General features: G+C 69.8%; 17 protein-coding genes. 6 read left to right on the forward strand and 11 right to left on the reverse strand.

The features are described from left to right. Positions 1–17: 17 nt before the first annotated feature. Positions 18–1607 (reverse strand): helix-turn-helix domain-containing protein, encoded by a 1590-nt coding sequence (locus ACWD5F_RS15475; RefSeq protein WP_451254567.1) that lies wholly within the window; start codon positions 1605–1607, stop codon positions 18–20. Between the two features lie 122 nt (positions 1608–1729). On the opposite strand from ACWD5F_RS15475, the gene ACWD5F_RS15480 reads away from it, so the two are divergent. Beyond that, entirely contained in the window at positions 1730–1930 is a 201-nt protein-coding gene (locus ACWD5F_RS15480; protein ID WP_451254569.1) for a dTMP kinase, read from the forward strand. 23 nt (positions 1931–1953) lie between these two features. Here the strand turns inward: ACWD5F_RS15480 and ACWD5F_RS15485 are convergent, their stop codons facing one another. Then, positions 1954–2235 carry a hypothetical protein gene (locus ACWD5F_RS15485; RefSeq protein ID WP_451254571.1) on the reverse strand — a complete coding sequence of 94 codons (282 nt, stop codon included), beginning with the start codon at positions 2233–2235 and terminating at the stop codon, positions 1954–1956. Continuing rightward, entirely contained in the window at positions 2228–2506 is a 279-nt protein-coding gene (locus ACWD5F_RS15490; RefSeq protein WP_451254573.1) for a hypothetical protein, read from the reverse strand. Before ACWD5F_RS15490 ends, ACWD5F_RS15485 begins: the two co-directional genes overlap by 8 nt. A 278-nt stretch (positions 2507–2784) precedes the next feature. On the opposite strand from ACWD5F_RS15490, the gene ACWD5F_RS15495 reads away from it, so the two are divergent. Next, the gene (locus tag ACWD5F_RS15495) at positions 2785–3639 is read left to right on the forward strand and encodes a helix-turn-helix domain-containing protein (RefSeq protein WP_451254575.1); all 855 of its coding nucleotides are present in this window, start codon (positions 2785–2787) and stop codon (positions 3637–3639) included. A 77-nt stretch (positions 3640–3716) separates the two neighbouring features. Here the strand turns inward: ACWD5F_RS15495 and ACWD5F_RS15500 are convergent, their stop codons facing one another. Then, on the reverse strand, positions 3717–4547 hold the full coding sequence (locus ACWD5F_RS15500) for an endonuclease/exonuclease/phosphatase family protein (RefSeq protein WP_451254576.1): 831 nt from the start codon (positions 4545–4547) through the stop codon (positions 3717–3719). A gap of 118 nt (positions 4548–4665) precedes the next feature. Between ACWD5F_RS15500 and ACWD5F_RS15505 the strand changes: the two genes are divergently transcribed. Further along, the gene (locus ACWD5F_RS15505; protein ID WP_451254577.1) at positions 4666–5058 is read left to right on the forward strand and encodes a nitroreductase/quinone reductase family protein; all 393 of its coding nucleotides are present in this window, start codon (positions 4666–4668) and stop codon (positions 5056–5058) included. 49 nt (positions 5059–5107) lie between these two features. On the opposite strand, the gene ACWD5F_RS15510 is transcribed toward ACWD5F_RS15505, so the two are convergent. The 4 genes from ACWD5F_RS15510 to ACWD5F_RS15525 all read right to left on the reverse strand — a co-directional run bounded on the left by ACWD5F_RS15510 (position 5108) and on the right by ACWD5F_RS15525 (position 10325). Beyond that, positions 5108–6559 (reverse strand): aldehyde dehydrogenase family protein, encoded by a 1452-nt coding sequence (locus ACWD5F_RS15510; protein ID WP_451255101.1) that lies wholly within the window; start codon positions 6557–6559, stop codon positions 5108–5110. A 23-nt stretch (positions 6560–6582) separates the two neighbouring features. Beyond that, positions 6583–8313: an N-acyl-D-amino-acid deacylase family protein gene (locus ACWD5F_RS15515; protein ID WP_451254579.1), complete on the reverse strand. Its 1731-nt coding sequence runs from the start codon at positions 8311–8313 to the stop codon at positions 6583–6585. Positions 8314–8327: 14 nt separating this feature from the next. Continuing rightward, positions 8328–9446 carry an LLM class flavin-dependent oxidoreductase gene (locus ACWD5F_RS15520; RefSeq protein WP_451254581.1) on the reverse strand — a complete coding sequence of 373 codons (1119 nt, stop codon included), beginning with the start codon at positions 9444–9446 and terminating at the stop codon, positions 8328–8330. Positions 9447–9554: 108 nt separating this feature from the next. Next, entirely contained in the window at positions 9555–10325 is a 771-nt protein-coding gene (locus ACWD5F_RS15525) for an SDR family NAD(P)-dependent oxidoreductase (RefSeq protein WP_401716227.1), read from the reverse strand. A 159-nt stretch (positions 10326–10484) separates the two neighbouring features. On the opposite strand from ACWD5F_RS15525, the gene ACWD5F_RS15530 reads away from it, so the two are divergent. Further along, positions 10485–11219 carry a hypothetical protein gene (locus ACWD5F_RS15530; RefSeq protein ID WP_451254582.1) on the forward strand — a complete coding sequence of 245 codons (735 nt, stop codon included), beginning with the start codon at positions 10485–10487 and terminating at the stop codon, positions 11217–11219. Between the two features lie 62 nt (positions 11220–11281). Further along, the gene (locus tag ACWD5F_RS15535; RefSeq protein WP_451254584.1) at positions 11282–12073 is read left to right on the forward strand and encodes a hypothetical protein; all 792 of its coding nucleotides are present in this window, start codon (positions 11282–11284) and stop codon (positions 12071–12073) included. Positions 12074–12092: 19 nt separating this feature from the next. Here the strand turns inward: ACWD5F_RS15535 and ACWD5F_RS15540 are convergent, their stop codons facing one another. The 3 genes from ACWD5F_RS15540 to ACWD5F_RS15550 all read right to left on the reverse strand — a co-directional run bounded on the left by ACWD5F_RS15540 (position 12093) and on the right by ACWD5F_RS15550 (position 14983). After that, positions 12093–12743, reverse strand: coding sequence for a response regulator transcription factor (locus ACWD5F_RS15540; RefSeq protein WP_451254586.1), 651 nt, complete (start codon positions 12741–12743; stop codon positions 12093–12095). Positions 12744–12827: 84 nt separating this feature from the next. Next, positions 12828–13751 (reverse strand): LLM class F420-dependent oxidoreductase, encoded by a 924-nt coding sequence (locus tag ACWD5F_RS15545; RefSeq protein WP_451254588.1) that lies wholly within the window; start codon positions 13749–13751, stop codon positions 12828–12830. After that, positions 13748–14983, reverse strand: a complete 1236-nt coding sequence (locus tag ACWD5F_RS15550; protein WP_401716215.1) for an amidohydrolase family protein — start codon at positions 14981–14983, stop codon at positions 13748–13750. Before ACWD5F_RS15550 ends, ACWD5F_RS15545 begins: the two co-directional genes overlap by 4 nt. A 220-nt stretch (positions 14984–15203) precedes the next feature. Between ACWD5F_RS15550 and ACWD5F_RS15555 the strand changes: the two genes are divergently transcribed. After that, on the forward strand, positions 15204–18146 hold the full coding sequence (locus ACWD5F_RS15555) for a BTAD domain-containing putative transcriptional regulator (protein ID WP_451254590.1): 2943 nt from the start codon (positions 15204–15206) through the stop codon (positions 18144–18146). Positions 18147–18169 lie beyond the last annotated feature (23 nt).

Genomic DNA, 18169 nt, shown 5'->3' on the forward strand with positions numbered 1-18169 from the left:
GTCTGGGGATAGGCGCGTCAAGCCTCAAGGTGATCTAGATAGTCGATCAGCTCGGTACTCAAGCTGCCAGGGTGATCGTCGACCCACTTCCGCACCTTCGGCCCGAGAACGGCCAGTTGCTCGAGCGGGCCAGGGTCGCTCGACCTTGCCGCCTCTCGATATACCGCTTGCGCAAAGCGAGCGGCCGTTTCCTGGGAAGACTGGGCCGCCATGAAGGCGAACAACGTTCGGAGACTACGTCCGTCCAGCTCTTCCAGGCCCACGTAGAGACTCCCCGCCTCGTCAGCGGAGTCCCGCGCCGTCCTTGAAAGGGAAGCGGCGGCACCAAGCAGAACATCCGCCGCATCAAATCGACCGGCCTCGAACAACCCCAGAGCCACCAGATAGGGGAGCGAGTAGCGAAGATAGAGGCCTGCCATTTCCTGGGCCGTCGCTCTGAAGAGATCGAGCGTCTCCTGACCCTCCAGTACATGAATGACCAGATCGACGGCATACGCCGCCGTGGAAGCGCCGAACACCGCTTCCGTCAGTACCTCGTCGCTGAGTATCTTGCCGAAGGGACCGAGTTCTGCCAGTCCTTGGCAGAAAGCCGCAACTTCTCGCAGAGTGATCCGCGAAGCAATCGCTACAGCCAGCGCGTCGTCGCCCGACCGGGACAGCTCGTTCTCGGACACCCACTCTTTGACAACTCTCAGCACATCATCGACAGGCCGCAGACGGCCGACGTCTGCCATGAAAGGAACAGCCCGCCCATCCGCGTCCCGTTCCATCAACCACCGCAACAGATCGACCACGTCGTCCACCGGCCGCGCCCAAGCCGCTTCCGTGAGCTCACGGGTGGCCTCCGGAAAGTTCTCGTCCTCCCACATCTGCTCCAGCTGCGCCTTGAAGACGTCCATCGGCGCCTCATCCATCGCCCCGCGTTCGGCCAGCTGTGCCTCCAACCGCAGGACCAGGTCGCGCAGTTCGCGACTGTGCTTCTCGGCCTCGCCCCGCAGCCTCACGGCTTCGCACAGGTCGCTTCTCAGGTGCTCGATCTCCCGCAGCAGGGCATCCCGCGACGCCGCGGGGGACTCCCGCTCCGGTTGCGACTCGATCTCTGTACGAGCCACTTCCGCGCGATCAGCAGCCCAGTCCGCCTGCAAGCCGGCCAGCTCCCGGCCGGCTTCGCGGACCTGTGATTCCTTCTGTTCCAAGAGAAGCTGCAGCGCCTCGACCGTGCGGTTGGCCCGCTCGGTGTCCCGTCTGGACCGTGCCAGGTCGGTGCGCAGGTTCTCCAGTTGGTATTCGCCCGGGTTGCACGCCTTCAGTGCCGCGAGCCAGGTGTTCTCGAACTTCTCCCTGACTTCAGGAGTGACGGACCCTCCCCGTTCCGACTCGACCTCTGCGATCAATCGCTCGACGAAGTGGCGTGGAGGGACACGTCGCCCGCTCAGATACCTCGACACCGCGGAGGGATCGAGATGCACCCGATGCGCGTACTGCCTCTGGCTGATGTCCAGCGTGATGAAGAGGCTTCGCACCATGGTGCCGAGCGTGGCAAGTTCCGGCACCTCGCCGCGTTCGACCTCTGACGAACTCCCTGGTGAACGAGTCGTCTCGGACATGCTGTCCCCCGCGATGGATTGCCCCGGCGTTGGCACCGTGGTGCGCCTTTCGCAACATAGCTGAACGGCTTGAGGGTTCCGGCAGCAACCAGCCGTCTCCCGAACCGGAGGAATCCCCTGCCATGCTTGCCGCCGCCCACCGGGCACAGCGCGTACTCATCGTCCTGTTCGCGCTCGTACCCGTGCTCGTCGTCACCCTGGCATTCGTGCCCGCTCTGCTCGTCCTGCCCTTCCTCCGCCATCGGACCGCTCATGCGGTCTCGATCGTGCGCCAGCTGGCGACCTGGACGAGGGCACTACTGCTGTCCAGCCGGGAAGAGTGACCATCGGCCCCAGGAAGGACGGCTCAGTCCACCACCTGTGGATCACGGAAGTAGTAGACGACCGTCACACCCAGACCCTGAGTGTGCGTGTACACGACCGTGATCGCCTCGGCCGAGTCATGGGCGAGGGGCGTGGTGTACGTGTACTCCACGGATGGAGCCCGCCAGCCGGGAATCTCACGGCCCGCAGTCGGATCGCGTGCGATGACCGCGAGTGCCTCCCGGACGACGTCCCGCTCCCCCTCTGTCAGGTCACCGAACGCCTTCCTGGCGGGCTCGGCCTCCTCCAGCGGGACTTCATTCACGGGCCGCCGCCTCCCGCCGGGCGTCTTCCAGAGCCGCCATGGTCTCGGGCGAGTTCCTGATCAGAACCCGATGCCGGTAGGCCCTGACCACGGCTGCGGCCGCCGCGAAGTCGTCGGTCGGAGAAGCCCCTATGGCGGCCGACAGCTCCTCCTCGAACCGCTCCCGGTCGCCCGGGAACCCATAGCGGCTGAGCGCACTGCGCAGGTCGTCCACGGTCCGGATCTCCGGCAGCGGCATCGCTCCCCAACCGTGCTCGGCCTGTGCGCTCATGATCTGCTCCTGACGAACGGGCATCGCTCCGCTTCCCAGTATGGCGCTGCTCACCACGCCGCCACCCTGCCTCCGCACTCGGCCCACAGCAGCTTGCCGCCTTTGGACACGCCCAGCTCGCACACCACCGTGACGTCCCACGGTGCGTCTCCTGGCGAGGCGCCCGGTAATGACGATAGGGAGTATGCAAAGCTGCTTTGCGAAACTCCGACGATTCTTTGCGCTTTCTCCCTCGTGCGGGTGACAAGCTCGCCGTACGCCCGATAGGAGGAGGTCTCATGACGCCGAGGCCCGCACCGACGGCCCGACGCGTCCGGCTCGCGACGGAGCTGCGCAAACTCCGTGAACGGTCGGGGTTGACCTCGACGGAGGCCGCGCAATTGCTCGGCACGAGTTCGGGTCAACTCAGCAACGTCGAGTCCGCCAGATTCGGCGTGAGTCCGAACCGCGTGCGGGCGATGGCCGGCATCTACTCGTGCACGAACCAGCCGTACGTCGACGCCCTCGCCGATATGGCAGCCGAGAAGGCCCACGGCCGATGGTGGGAGGCGTACCGCCAGGTGCTTCCCTCAGGGCTGCTCACCCTCGCCGAGCTGGAACACCATGCCACCGCTGTCCGTACCGTCTTCATCGCGAATATCCCCGGCATGCTCCAGACCGCCGAGCACGCCCGGGAGATACTCGGCCACGCCGTCCCGGCTCCCACGCCGCCGGAGGTGGAGCACCGCGTCTCGTACCGGATCAAGCGCCAGGACTTCGTGTTCCGCGACGACCCGAATCCGTACAGCACCGTTGTCCACGAGGCCGCCCTGCACATGCGGGTCGGTGGTCGGCGGGTGGCGCGCGATCAGCTCCGGCATCTGCTCGACATGAGCGAACGGGATCACATCACCCTTCGTGTGCTCCCCTTCGAGGCGGGGGCACTTCCCGGGTCGGGCCAGTCCGTCACCTACCTGTGCGGCACCGTACCTCTGCTTGACACCGTGCAGCTGGACCAGTTCCACGGTCCAGTTCTCCTGGACGCTGAAGATCATCTGGAAAAGTACCGGCGTCTCCTCGACGTCATCACGGCCACCGCTCTCAGCCGCGAGAAGTCCCGGAATCTGATCCATTCCATCGCCCAGAACCTGTGAAGGTGTCCGGATGACGACGCGTAGACAGTCCTCACCATCAGCTCCGTCGCCTTTGACGCCCTGATCGACCTGCTGAGTCATCCCGCGGACAGGGAGTCGAGATCCGCCACGACCGCCGCGTGGTCGGAGGGCCAGACGCCGTCGACCGGGCCGTGTCCGGTCCGCCGTACGTCCCGCACGGTGCCGATTCCGCCGGGGCCTGCCGGGCCGCCCACCAGGATGTGGTCGATACGGGTGCTGGGGCCGAGGCCCGGGTGGACGTACGGGTTCGCGTGGTCCCAGGTGGTCGACGGTGTCGACGGGTCGGCGTACTCCCAGGCGTCGAAGAACACCTGCCTCGGTACGACGGGCGCTGTCCTCGTCCCGGTGAAGCGGCGGATCTCGTCCGAGTCCGGCGCGGCGTTGAAGTCTCCGGTGACGACCGGCGGGAAGTCGGTGCCGGAGCGGTGGGCGGCGACGAACTCGGCGAGGGCGGTGACCTGGCGGCCGCGCAGGGCGGAGAGGTGGAGCTGGGAGGTGAGGTGGACGGTGAAGAAGGGCACCTGGTGGCCGGGGGCGTCCACGCGCGCGTAGAGGGCGAGTCGGCCGTCGTCGGACTCCTCGGGGGCCGGCAGGCGGAGCACGTCCTGTTCGACGACGGGCCAGCGGCTCAGTACCGCGTTGCCGACCTCGACGCCCGGCCGGCCGATCCGGCGCTGCCAGCGGTCGGAGGCGGGTGAGGGGGCCCAGGTCCAGTGCAGACCGAGTTCGCCGGCCAGCCACCCGGCGAGGTTCTCGCCGTCGGCGGCCCACACCTCCTGCAACCCGACGACATCCGCGTCGGTCTCCCGCAGCACGGCCAGGATCGCCTTCTGCCGCTCCGCCCAGGGGCCGAACCGCCACCACAGGTTCCAGGTCATCACACGCATCGCCGACACCCCTTCACCTGCCCGCAGCGGACGCTGGGACCATTGAAGCCGCTGTCACCGGCGCCCGCCGGGAATCGGACGACAAAAGAGACGACACGAGACAGGAGTCTCAGCGGCCATGTCCAGCAACGCCGAGAACAAGTACCGGAAGGCGCGCTCCTTCCAACGCCTCCTCAACCCGGTCATGCGCCGCCTGCCCCTCCAGACGGTCCTGGAGACCACGGGCCGCACCTCCGGCCTGCCCCGCCCGACACCCGTGGGCGGCCGCCGCATCGGCGACACCTTCTGGCTGGTCTCCGAGTTCGGCGAACGCTCCCACTACATCCGCAACATCAAGGCCGACCCGAGGGTGCGGGTGCGGATCCGGGGGCGGTGGCACACCGGCACGGCCCACCTCATGCCGGAGGACGACACGACGGCCCGCCTGCGCACACTGCCGCGGATGAACAGCAGGTCGGTACGGGCCATCGGGGCGGGGTTGTTGACCGTACGGGTGGATCTGGAGGGGTGAACACCTCTTCTCTCGCCTCTTTCTCTCCCCTCTTCTCCAGCCCCTTCTCTCACCCCGGCCAGACGATCGCCTGTACCTCGCTGTACGCGTGCAGTGCGTAGGAGCCGACGTCCCGGCCCACCCCGCTTCTCTTGAAGCCGCCGAAGGGGGCCTCCATGTTGCGGCCGACGGTGTTGATGCCGACGCCGCCGGCGCGGAGGCGGCGGGCTACCCGGAAGGCCTTGGCGACGTCGGCGGACCAGACGTAGTCGATGAGGCCGTAGTCGGTGTCGTTGGCGAGGGCGATGCCTTCCTCCTCGTCGTCGAAGGGGATGACGACGACCACGGGGCCGAAGATCTCCTCGCGGGCCACCCGCATGTCGTTGGTGCATTCGGCGAGGAGGGTCGGGGTGACGTAGAAGCCGCGGTCCAGGGGCGGGCGTTCGCCTCCCGCCATCACCACCGCGCCCTCCTTGCGGCCCAGTTCGACGTACGACTCGACGCGGTCGCGGTGGGCTGCCGAGATCACCGGGCCGACGACCGTGTCGGGTTCCTGGGGGTCGCCTACCTTCAATCGGCCTGCGTACAGGGCCAGTTGCTCGACCAGGCGGCCGTACACGCCCCGTTGGGCCAGTACGCGTGTCGGTGCCGTGCAGATCTGGCCGCTGTAGAAGGAGAAGGTCGTGCCGATGCCGGCCACCGCCGAGCCGATGTCCGCGTCGTCCAGGACGACCGCCGCGCCCTTGCCGCCCAGCTCCATCAGCTGGCGTTTCATGTCCCGGCCGCACGCCTCGGCGATCCGCTGCCCGACCGCCGTGGAGCCGGTGAAGCTGACCATGTCGACGTCGGGTGAGGAGACGGCCGCCTCGCCGACCCCGACCGAGCCGCCGGAGACGACGTTCACCACGCCCGGCGGCGCACCGGCAGCCTCCAGCGCCTCCGCCATCCGGTAGACCGACAGCGGGTCCTGCGGAGCGGGCTTCACGACCACCGTGTTGCCCATGGCGAGGGCCGGCGCGACCTTGCCCGCCGGGTTGGCCCACGGGTTGTTGTACGAGGTGATGCACGTGACGACCCCGACCGGCTGGCGTACGGCGAGCGCGCCCATCACGCCGGCCTTCCCCATCGGCCCGGCCTCGTTGATCTGCGGCGCGATCGCCCACTCGGCGCTCTCCACGCGCGCGTACCGCCGGAAGCGGGCGACGCCCACCCCGACCTGCATCGCGCGCGCCGTGCCCGTCGTGGCACCGGTCTCGGCCCGGGCCAGCTCGGCGTACGGCACGAACCGGCTCGCGATGATGTCCGCCGCCCGCCCCAGCACCGCCGCCCGTTCCTGGGGCGAGGTCCGCGACCACGGCCCGAAGGCCTCGCGGGCCGCGGCGCAGGCCGCGTGCACCTGATCCCGCGAGGCCTCCGGCGCCCAGCCGACGGTCTCCTCGGTCGCCGGGTCGACGACCTCGTAGTGCCCGCCGTCCGGCTCCACCCAGGTGCCGCCGACGAACAGCCGCTGCCCGTCGGTCACTTGGCCCGGCCGAGTCGCCTCGCTCACCTGGTGCTCACCGTCCTGGTGTCCCGTCCCGACCGCAGCACCTTCCCCGGCACCGACCCGCTCACCACGTCGTCCCGGATCGCCTCGACCCCGTTGACCCACACGGCCCGTATCCCGATCGCCTTGGCGTCCAGGCGTGGGCTGTCACCCGGCAGGTCGTGCACCAGGGTGGCCTTGCCGGCGTCGATCCGCTCCGGGTCGAAGAGCACCAGGTCCGCATGGAAGCCCTCCGCCACCCGCCCGCGCTCCCGCAGCCCGAACAGCCGCGCCGGGTCGTCGGTCAGCATCTTCACCGCCTGTTCCAGACCCACCAGCTTCCGTCCGCGCAGGCAGTCGCCGATGAACCGCGTGGTGTACGGCGCTCCGCACATCCGGTCCAGATGCGCGCCCGCGTCGGAGCCGCCGAGCATGACGTCCTCGTGCTGCCAGGTCTCGGCGCGCAGCGTCCAGGACGCCGGGTCGTTGTCGGTCGGCATGGGCCACAGGACCGTACGCAACTCGTCGGCGGCGCAGATCTCGACCAGGGTGTGGAAGGGGTCCTGCCCGCGTTCCGCCGCGATGTCCTCGACGACCCGCCCGGTCAGCCCCTCGTTCGCCTCGCTGTAGGTGTCGCCGATGACGTACCGCGCGAAGTTCGCGAGCCGCCGGAAGACGCCCGCCTCCTTGGACTCGGCGCGCCGCAGCATCTCCGCCCGCACGTCCGCGTCCCGCAGCCGCTCGATCCGTTCCGGCACGGGGAGGCCCAGGATCGGGCCCCAGCCGGGTATCAGGTTCAGCGCGCAGAACGTGCCCAGGGACATGTTCATCGGCGTGAGGATCGGCATGGTCAGGGCGACCACCCGCCCCCCGGCCTTCCGCGCCCGCTCGCTCGCGAACAACTGCCGGGGCACCCGCTCGGGCACGGACGCGTCGATGGTCAGCACGTTCCAGTTCAGGGGCCGCCCGGCCGCCGCGCTCATCTCCGCGAACAGCTCGATCTCGGCATCGCTGAACTGATCGAGACACCCGGCCACGATCGCCTCGATCTGCGTCCCCTCGTGCTCTCCAACGGCCTTGGAGAGAGCGATCAGTTCGGCGGGCTTCGCGTGCCGCGAGGCGACGGGCTGTCCGTCCCCGTCGGAGTGCGTGGAGGACTGGGTGGTGGAGAATCCCCAGGCCCCGGCCTCCATGGCCTCGTGCAACAGCCGTACGATCTCGGCCAGTTGCTCGTCACTGGGCTGCCCACCGACGGCATCCGGCCCCATCACATGCCGGCGCAGCGCGCAATGCCCCACCATGAAACCGGCGTTGACGGCGATCCGCCCCTCGAGAGCATCGAGGTACTCCCCGAAGGAACTCCAACTCCAGGGCGCCCCCTCCTCCAAGGCCACCAGCGACATCCCCTCGACCTTGGACATCATCCGCCGCGTGTAGTCGGCGTCGGCGGGCCGGGAGGGATTGAGAGGGGCGAGCGTGAATCCACAGTTCCCGGCGGCGACCGTGGTCACGCCGTGATTGAGGGAGGGGGTGGCATACGGGTCCCAGAACAACTGGGCGTCGTAGTGGGTATGGGGATCGACGAACCCGGGTGCGAGGACGAGCCCGGAGGCGTCCTCGGAGGTCCGGGACTCCTCGGTGACAGTGCCGACGACGGCGATCCGACCGTCTCGTATGCCGACGTCGGCGGTACGGGCGGGCGCACCCGTGCCGTCGACGACAGTGGCACCTTTGATGACGTGATCGAGCATGGAACGGATCCCCCCTACACGGACTGACGGAACCGCGAGGTCCGGTGGACCGGATCCGTGTCGATCTTCGGGATCACGTGCTCGCCGATCAGCCGGATCGTGCGCAGCGTGTCCTCCTTCGGCACCCCGACCGGCAGCCCGAAGCTCAGCTGATCCGCCCCTGCCTGCTCCCACCTCTTGCACTGCCGCGTCACCTCGTCGGGGTCGCCGCAGATCAGCAACTCCTCCTCGATCAGCAGCTCCACGAACTCCGCGTTGTACTCGGGCAGCGTCTCCGGCCACACCGGGAACCCCTCGGGACGGGGGAACGTGTCGTGGTAGCGGAACACCAGCGAGGGCAGATAGTGCAGCCCGCCGTTCACGGCGACCTCGATCGCCTCGGCGTGCGTCGGCGCGCAGATCGCCGTCGTCGTCACCATCACGTTGTCGTTGACGAAGTCGCCGATCGGCTCCGCGTTCACGACCGCCGTCTTGTACTGCTCCAGCACCCACTCCATGTCGGAGACCTTCTGGATGCTGAAGCCGAGCACGCCGAGCCCCTTGCGCGCGGCCATGGCGTACGACGGAGGGGAGCCCGCCGCGTACCACATCGCCGGGTGCGACTTCCCGTACGGCTTCGGCAGGATCTTCCGCGGCGGCAGCTGCCAGTGCTTGCCCTGGAAGCCGACGTACTCGTCCTGGAGCCACATCTTGGGGAACTCGGCGATCGTCTCCTCCCAGATCTCCTTGGTGTAGTTCATGTCGGTGATGCCGGGGAGGAAGCCGAGGATCTCGTGCGAGCCGGCCCCGCGGCCCGAGCCGAACTCGAAGCGGTTGCCGGTGAGATGGTCGAGCATGGCGACCTTCTCGGCCACCTTCACCGGGTGGTTGACCTGGGCCAGCGGGTTGAAGATGCCCGATCCGAGGTGGATGCGGTCGGTCGCATGGGCGAGGTAGCCGAGGAAGACGTCGTTGGCGGAGAGGTGCGAGTACTCCTCCAGGAAGTGGTGCTCGGACGCCCAGGCGTACTTGAAGCCGGACTTGTCCGCCTGGATGACGTACTCGGTCTCCTCCATCAGCGCCTTGTGCTCGGCGAGCGGGTCGGTCTCGGCGCGCTTGCCCACATATCCCTGTACAAAGAGCCCGAATTCCAAGGAGGTTCACCGTCCCCGGTTCTGGTGTCCACGGTTTCTGACGATCCGTCAGCTCAGTTGGCCCGACTGTTGCACCACGCGCATGGAGGGTCAATACCTGACGTGGAGTCAGATGACGGAGACCCCGGCGAGCCAGCCCCCGTCGATCACGAAGGGCTGCCCGGTGATGTAGGAGGAGTCGTCGGAGGTGAGGAAGAGGGCGAGGCGGGCCACTTCCTCCGGGCGCCCGATCCGGCCGAGCGGCACGAGCTTGCGGTACAGGTCGTCCAGCGCCCTCGACATCCCCTCCACGTCCGCGCCCGGGTCCAGTTGGGCCGGGTTGGACATCGCGGTGTCGATCGCGCCGGGGCACATGGCGTTGACCCGGATGTGCCGGTCCGCGAGTTCGAGGGCGGCGACGCGGGTGAGTCCGAGGATGGCGTGCTTGGTGGCGGCGTACGTGCCGACGGCCGCCATGCCCGTCACCGCCGTGTACGAGGCCGTGTTGACGATCGTGCCGCCGTCCTCCATCGCAGGGGCCACGGTCTTGATGCCGAGGAAGCAGCCGACCTGGTTCACCCGCACGACCTGCATGAACTCGTCCAGAGGCGTGTCGACGAGGGAGTTGAAGCGCAGGATCCCGGCGTTGTTGATCAGTCCGTCGATCCGCCCGTGGGCCTCCTTGACCGCGGCCACCGCGGCGCCCCAGCCCTCCTCCTCGCCGACGTCGAGATGGACGTAGAGCGCGCCCAGCTCCTCGGCCAGCGCCTTGCCCTGCTCGTCCAGCACGTCCGCAACGACCACGCTCGCGCCCTCGGCCGCGAACAGCCGCGCCTCCTGCTCCCCCTGCCCGCGCGCCGCCCCGGTGACGAGGACGACGCGTCCGTCGAGCTTGCCCATGGCGCACTCCTTCGCATCGGTGGATACCGGCATCGTAGCGCCGCATCTGACGGAGCGTCAGACAGTCGTCCGACCATTGCACAAGCACACATCAAGTGACCTACGGGTAGGGATATTTGACCCTGGCCACACCTCTCCTTGGCTCCAACAATGCCGGGTATGGCACAGCGGAGATTGCGCAACAGGAAAGTCAGGTATGTGGCGATCGGCGCGGCGCTCGCCACCGGCGGGGTGGTCGTCACCCTTCTTCCGTCGGCGAACGCGGCCGAGGAGAAGACGGCGGACCAGATCATGACCATGTGTGAGCGGTCCGCGGTGGTGAATGGCGAGCAGCGGTCGGTGGAGGATTTCGGCGGCGCGTTCGCGGACGGTTTCCAGGCCGACAACTGCGATTTCGTCGAGACGAATTTCGAGACCTTCGACGGGTCCACCGAGAAGGCCTCCATCGACTTCCCGAACTGCGAGCCGAACGCCACCGAACCGGCCAAGGTGTCCGTCTCCTGGTCGTCGACCGTGGCGCAGGGGCAGGGCACGTACGTCTCCACCCAACAGGGCGCCGCGGGTGGCCTCTTCGGATTCCTGAGCGGGTCCTGGACCAAGCACAAGGGCACCCTGGACATGACCGTGAAATCGGCGACGGCCGGGGACACGGAAGCGCGGGACGTACCGGTCGGGAAGGTGCTCCACATGGAGTTCACGCCGAAGGTGCAGCGCATGACCGGCGAGTGGCGGGTGCGGATCGACGCCGACCCCGGCAGCTTCGCCGTCAACCCCTCCCCCGAACAGAACTTCGTCGCGCCGGACGTGGTCGAGGGACCCGTCGTCCTGCCCGGCGCCGCCGGCGCCCCGGGTGTCGTGGACGGCACCTCCAAGGCGGTCCTGGAGGACTGCTGAGCCTCCGGCCGGTCGTCAAGCAACCGCAGCTCACCCCCACTTCACCCTTACGGGAGACACCCATGACCCGGACCGGCCGCATCAGAAGCCACCGGAGCAGGAAGAAGCGCATCACCCTCGCCCTGGCGCCCGTGGCGGCGCTGGCGGTGATCGTCCCGCTGATGAACCAGGCGAGTGCCGCCACCCCGTCCGAGGTGGCCGCCGACTGTTCCTCGGACTCCGACGGGCTGGCCGACTGCCAGTTCGTCGATGTCCAGTTCAAGGCGAACAGTCTCGGCCCCAATGAACGCGTCTCCCCGGTGACCGACAACTGCGGTTCCACGAGCACGGCCACGAAGACCTTCAATGTGAGCACCTCGGTGACGAGGACGCTTCAGGTGGAGGAGGGAACCGTCGCCGAGGCCGGTACGAAACTCGGCAGTTCGCTCTTCGAGGTCGGCCTGGAATACAGCACGTCGACCATCAACATCACGCGTGACGACAAGACGACCACCCTCGCGTTCAGCCGGACGGACACCGTGCAGGCGGACAGCACCGCCTTCTTCATGTGGTCCGCCAAGCGCACCGATGTCAGCGGATTCCTGCGGGCCACGTACAAGGAGGCGCAGGACGGGCAGACGGTGTTCTTCTCACCGAGCGAGGGCGCCGCGACCGTGCACGTCTTCTATCCGCAGATCCTGAACAACGGAACGCCCGACGGGCGCCTTTGGCTGCGGAATGTGACATGCGGAACCGCCGCGGCCGACGCGGTCCCGAACTCGACGAAGGCCGTCCGGTCGGAGCCCGGATTCGGCCAGGGCGGCGCCGATGTCACCGACGTGGAAATACCACTGACGGAGATCCCGGCCCCCTGACCGCCACCGGCATCGGTTCTCAGGTGCGAAGCACGGGCGTGGTCCCCAGCCAGCGCAGGACCGCGTCCGTGCCGCTGCGGGCGTCCAACTTGGCATAGATGTTGCTGAGGTTGTTGCGGACCGTCTTCTCGCTCAGCCGCAGGCGCAGGCCGATCTGCCGGGCGCCCAGGCCCGTCGACAGCAGCTCCATGATCTGCTGCTCGCGCGGCGAGAGCAGGCCGCGCAGCCGCTGCATCGCGCCGTCGGTCGCGGCCATCCGGCGGGCCCCCTCCCGCAGGGCGGCGGACGCGGACGGCGAGAGGTAGGTGTGCCCGACGGAGGCGGCCATGGCCGCCGAGGACAGCACCTGGTCGCAGTAGTCGCCCTCGACCAGATAGCCCGCCCCGCTGCGGAACACCTCGACCACCGTCCCGGTGTCCTGGCGCGGGCTGATGACGACCACCGGAACGCCCCGGGTGCCGAGGTGCGCCAGCAGTCCCGGGAAAGTCTCCGCCGGATCCTCGCAGCGCAGCAGGACGACGTCCGCCGTGGTCTCGCGCAGCCCGCGGTAGGGCGGGAGAACGCGCAGCAGACTACCGACGAACGCGTCGTCCGGGGCCGGCCAGTCGTCGTAGGGCCAGCTGTCCCCCGTGGAGGCCAGTACGACGGAGAGCCGCTGGAGGGATCGCACTTCGGGGGTCCTTCCGCCGGAGCCATCACGTCCGTACGTCCGTACATACGCGGCTCGGCGTGACCATGTTCAAACAGGGGGTGATCAGAGCAGGGGCGCCACCTCGGTGCCGAACGCGGTGATCTGGTCGGTGAGTTCGGCGCGGTCGCGGCAGCGGAAGCGGACCTGGATCTGGTGCGCGCCCATCGCCCGGTACGCCCGCAGGGACTCGGCGAGGGCGTCCGGCGGGCCGGTGAGGGTACGGCGGCCGACGTCCCAGCCGGCGGTGCCGACGTAGAGCGGCTCGGTGATCGCGCCGTTCGTGAACGGGCCCTCGATGCCCGCCCGTTCGCGCAGTTCGCGGATGCGGGCGAACTGGGCGGGGAGGCGGTCGCGCGGGTCGCCCTGGGGCAGCCAGCCGTCGCCCTTGAGCGCGGCGCGGCGGACGGCGGCGGGTGAGGAGCCGCCGACCCAGAGGGGGACGCGCGGCTGGGCGGGGCGGGGGCGCTGGCCCAGGCCCTCGAAGTCGTAGAGCTTGCCGTGGTGTTCGGGGAACTCGTCCGGGCCGAGCGCCTCGCGCAGGGCGTCCACGCACTCGTCCAGGACCGGTCCGCGCCGGTCGAAGTCGACGCCCAGTGCCTCGAACTCCTCCCGTACGTGCCCGGCGCCGACCCCGAGGATCAGCCGGCCGCCGCTGAGGTGGTCGAGGGTGGCGTACTGCTTCGCGGTCACGAGGGGGTGGCGCAGACCGACCACCGCCACGTGGCTGAGCAGACGGACGCGTTCGGTGACGCCGGCCAGGAAGGAGAGGGTGGCCACGGGGTCGTACCAGGTCGTGCCCATCGCGGCGGCCAGGCGGCGCGGGACGCCGACATGGTCGCAGCCCGCGATGTAGCCGAAGCCGGCCCGGTCGGCGGCGCGGGCGATCTCGACCAGGTCGGCCACGCCGGCCGCGGCCTCCCACGGCTCGGCATAGATCGTGCTCTGGGACTGGACCGGGAGTTGGATGCCGTACGCCGGGGCGCTCACCGCCACAGTCCCTCGGGGGTCAGGCCGAGCAGGTCGATGGCGTTGCCGCGCACGATCCGTTCCACCACGTCCGGGGCCAGGTGGCCCATCTGGGCCTCGCCGACCTCGCGGGACTTGGGCCAGGTGGAGTCGGAGTGGGGGTAGTCGGTCTCGTACAGGACGTTGGCGACGCCGATGGAGTCGAGGTTCTTCAGGCCGAAGGCGTCGTCGAAGAAGCAGCCGTAGACGTGCTCGGCGAACAGCTCGGACGGCGGGCGGTGGACCTTGTCGGCGACCCCGCCCCAGGCGCGGTTCTCCTCCCAGACCACGTCGGCGCGCTCCAGGATGTACGGGATCCAGCCGATCTGGCCCTCCGCGTACATGACCTTGAGGTTCGGGAAGCGCTCGAACTTGCCGCTCATCAGCCAGTCGACCATCGAGAAGCAGCAGTTGGCGAAGGTGATCGTCGAACCGACCGCGGGCGGCGCGTCCTTGGAGGTGGAGGGCATCCGGCTGCTGGAGCCGATGTGCATGGAGACGACCGTGCCGGTCTCGTCGCAGGCGGCGAGGAAGGGGTCCCAGTCGTCGGTGTGGATGGAGGGCAGGCCCAGGTGCGGGGGTATCTCGGAGAACGCGACGGCCCGCACGCCCCGGGCCGCGTTGCGGCGGACCTCGGCCGCGGCCAACTCCGGGTCCCACAGCGGGATCAGGGTGAGCGGGATCAGGCGGCCCCGCGCGGCGGGGCCGCACCACTCCTCCACCATCCAGTCGTTGTAGGCCTGGACGCAGAGCAGGCCCAGTTCGCGGTCGGTGGCCTCGGTGAAGGTCTGGCCGCAGAAGCGCGGGAAGGTCGGGAAGCAGACGGCGGACTGGACGTGGTTGACGTCCATGTCGGCCAGGCGCTGCGGGACGTCGAAGGAGCCGGGGCGCATCTGCTCGTAGGTGATGACTTCGAGTTTGATCTCGTCCCTGCTGTAGCCGACGGCGGTGTCGAGGCGGGTCAGGGGGCGGTGCAGGTCCTCGTAGACCCACCAGTCGCCGATGGGTCCGTCGTCCCCCGGCTCACCCATGACGGGGGCGAACCGGCCGCCGAGGAAGGTCATTTCCTTCAGCGGGGCGCGGACTATGCGGGGGCCGGTGTCGAGGTACTTCTTCGGGAGGCGGTCCTGCCAGACGTCCGCGGGCTCCACGGTGTGGTCGTCCACGGAGATGATCAGGGGGAACTCGGCCTGGGCGGTGTCGTGGGTGTCCATGGCGGCCACGGTAGCGCCGATCTGACGGGTCGTCAGCTAGGCGGATGACGGCTTCTTGGCGGCTTCTCGGCCCTCCGCTCCGCGCAGATGTATGCACGGAGCGTGTGAGGGCTTTGTGATATCCCGCGCGGCCGGCTGTGACCGTGCCCTCCACAGCTGACGCATCCGCCATGAACAAGGCAAACTGACGGGGTTGAAGACAGGCTCTAGGGGGACGGCCATGGACGTACCGCGAGTACCGGAGCAGCGGCGCCGCGATGTCGCGGACCCGGAGGCGCTGGGCTTCGGTGTGCTCGGCCCGGTGCGCGCCCGGCGCGGCGCGGAGCAGCTGAGCACCGGCTCCCCGCAGCAACGCGCCCTGCTGGCGGCCCTGTTGCTGCGCGAGGGCCGGATGGCGACGGCGGCCGAGCTGATCGACGCCCTGTGGGGCGAGGAGCCGCCGTCGCAGGCGCTGGCCGCGCTGCGCACGTACGCCTCCCGGCTGCGGAAGGTGCTGGGCGCCGGGGTCCTGGTCAGCGAGTCCGGCGGGTACGCGGTGCGCGGACTCGACGAGGGCGCGCTGGACCTCGCGGTGGCACAGGAGTTGGCGGCCGAGGCGGAGAAGGCGAAGAACGCCGGTGACCTGTGCCATGCCCGGGAGGTGCTGGGGCGGGCGCTGGCGCTGTGGGACGGGGAGGCGCTGGCGGGGGTGCCGGGGCCGTACGCGGAGGCGCAGCGGGTCCGGTTGGAGGAGTGGCGGCTGCAACTGACCGAGACCCGGCTGGACATGGACCTGGAGCAGGGCTGCCACGCGGAGGCGGTCTCGGAGTTGACCGCGCTGACCGCGGCGCATCCGCTGCGGGAACGGCTGCGCGAGCTGCTGATGCTGGCCCTGTACCGCAGCGGCCGGCAGGCGGAGGCCCTCGCGGTGTACGCGGACACCCGCCGCCTGCTGGCCGAGGAACTCGGCGTCGACCCGCGCCCCGGCCTGCGCGAGCTCCAGCACCGGATCCTCCAGGCCGACCCCGGCCTCGCCGAGCCCTCGGCGCCGCAGCCGGAGCCCGCCACGGCCTCGGTCCGCCCCGCGCAACTTCCCGCCACGGTCCCGGACTTCACCGGCCGCTCGGCCTTCGTCGCCGAACTCGGCCAGGTCCTCGCCTCGGCGGAGGGCCGGGTGATGGCGGTGTCGGCGCTCGCGGGCATCGGCGGTGTCGGCAAGACGACCCTCGCCGTGCACGTGGCCCACGAGGCACGGGCCGCCTTCCCGGACGGACAGCTCTACGTCGACCTCCAGGGCGCGGGGCCCAGGCCCGCCGAACCGGAGACCGTACTCGGCTCCTTCCTGCGCGCCCTGGGCACGGCCGACTCGGCGATACCGGCCACCCTGGAGGAGCGCTCGGCGCTGTACCGGTCCGTCCTGGACGGGCGCCGGGTGCTGGTACTGCTGGACAACGCGCGGGACGCGGCGCAGGTACGTCCGCTGCTGCCGGGCACCGCGGGCTGCGCGGCGCTGGTCACGGCCCGGGTGCGGATGGTCGATCTCGCCGGGGCCCATCTCGTCGACCTGGACGTGATGTCCCCGGACGAGGCGCTGTCCCTGTTCACGAAGATCGTGGGCGAGGAGCGGGTGGCCGCGGAGCGGGAGGCGGCCCTGGACGTGGTCGCGGCCTGCGGGTTCCTGCCGCTGGCTCTGCGCATCGCGGCCTCCCGGCTGGCGGCGCGCCGGACCTGGACGGTGTCGGTGCTGGCGGCGAAGCTGGCGGACGAGCGGCGCCGGCTCGACGAACTCCAGGCCGGTGACCTGGCGGTGAAGGCGACCTTCGAACTCGGCTACGGCCAACTGGAGCCGGCCCAGGCCCGCGCCTTCCGCCTGCTGGGCCTGGCCGACGGCCCGGACATCTCGCTGGCCGCCGCCGCGGCCGTACTGGATCTCCCGGTGGAGGCGACGGAGGACCTGCTGGAGTCCCTCGTCGACACCTCCCTGGTGGAGTCGGCGGCGCCGGGCCGCTACCGCTACCACGACCTCGTACGGCTCTACGCGCGTTCTTGCGCGGAACGGGACGAGTTGCCGCCCGCGGAGCGGGAGGCGGCCATGTCCCGGCTGCTGGACTTCTATCTCGCGACCGCCGCGGGCGTCTACGCGATCGAGCGGCCCGGCGACCGCCTGGTGCACCATCTGGAGCGGACCGCCTATCCGGGTCTCACCTTCGACTCCGCCCGCGCCGCGCAGGACTGGCTCTACTCCGAGGCCAACTGCCTGATGGCCTGCGTACGGCAGTCCGCCCACGACCGGAGTCTGCGGCGGGCCGTCGACCTCCTGTGGGCCACCAAGGACCTGGCCGAGTCGGGCGCCAACGCCCGCGTGTACGAACTGGCCGCGCTGACCGTCCGGGACGCCGCCCACGAGGTCGGCAACGCCCACGCGGAGGGCCGCGCCCGCACGGTGCTGACGACCGTCCACCTCATCGCGGGCCGCTTCAAGGAGGCCGACGAGGAGGCCCAGCACGCCATGGCCCTGGCGGCCGACGCGAACGACCCGCTGCCGAGCTGCTGGGCCCCCAACGACCGGGGCATCATCGCCCTCTACGAGAACCGGCACGCCGACGGCGAGCGCTATCTGCAGCTGGCCATCGACAACTTCCGGGCGGACGGCAGCGATGTCGGCGAGGCCAGCGCGCTGTGCAACCTCTCCCGGATCCGGCTCGCCATGGGCCGTACCGCGAGCGCCATCGAACTCGCCCAGCAGGGCATCGACATCTACGACCGGATGGGCCTCACCCTGCGCCTGGCCAACGGCCGTTACGCCCTGGGCATCGCGCTGACCGAGGCCATGCGCCTGCCCGAGGCGCTCCACCAGCTCACCGAGGCACTGGCGTTGTTCCACGAGCACCGCCAGCCGCTCTGGGAGGGCGTCACCCACTTCCGGATCGCCGAGATGCACCTCGCGGCCCAGCAGCCCACCCTCGCCGCGAGCCACGCGGAACAGGCGATCGCGCTGCGCGGGATCGGCGGCGAGTGGCGGCGCGGGACGGTCCTCACCGTCCTGGGCAGGGCCCTGGCGCGGCTCGGCCAGTCCGACCGCGCACAGGCCTGCTGGCGGGAAGCCCTCACCATCTACGAGCAGTTGGGCTCGGCCGAGGCCGTCGAGGTCCGGGCGCTGCTGGCGTCGAAGGCCGCCGCATAGCGCGTTCATCGTTCGTTTATCGG

It is taken from the genome of Streptomyces sp. NPDC002499 (assembly GCF_053595415.1).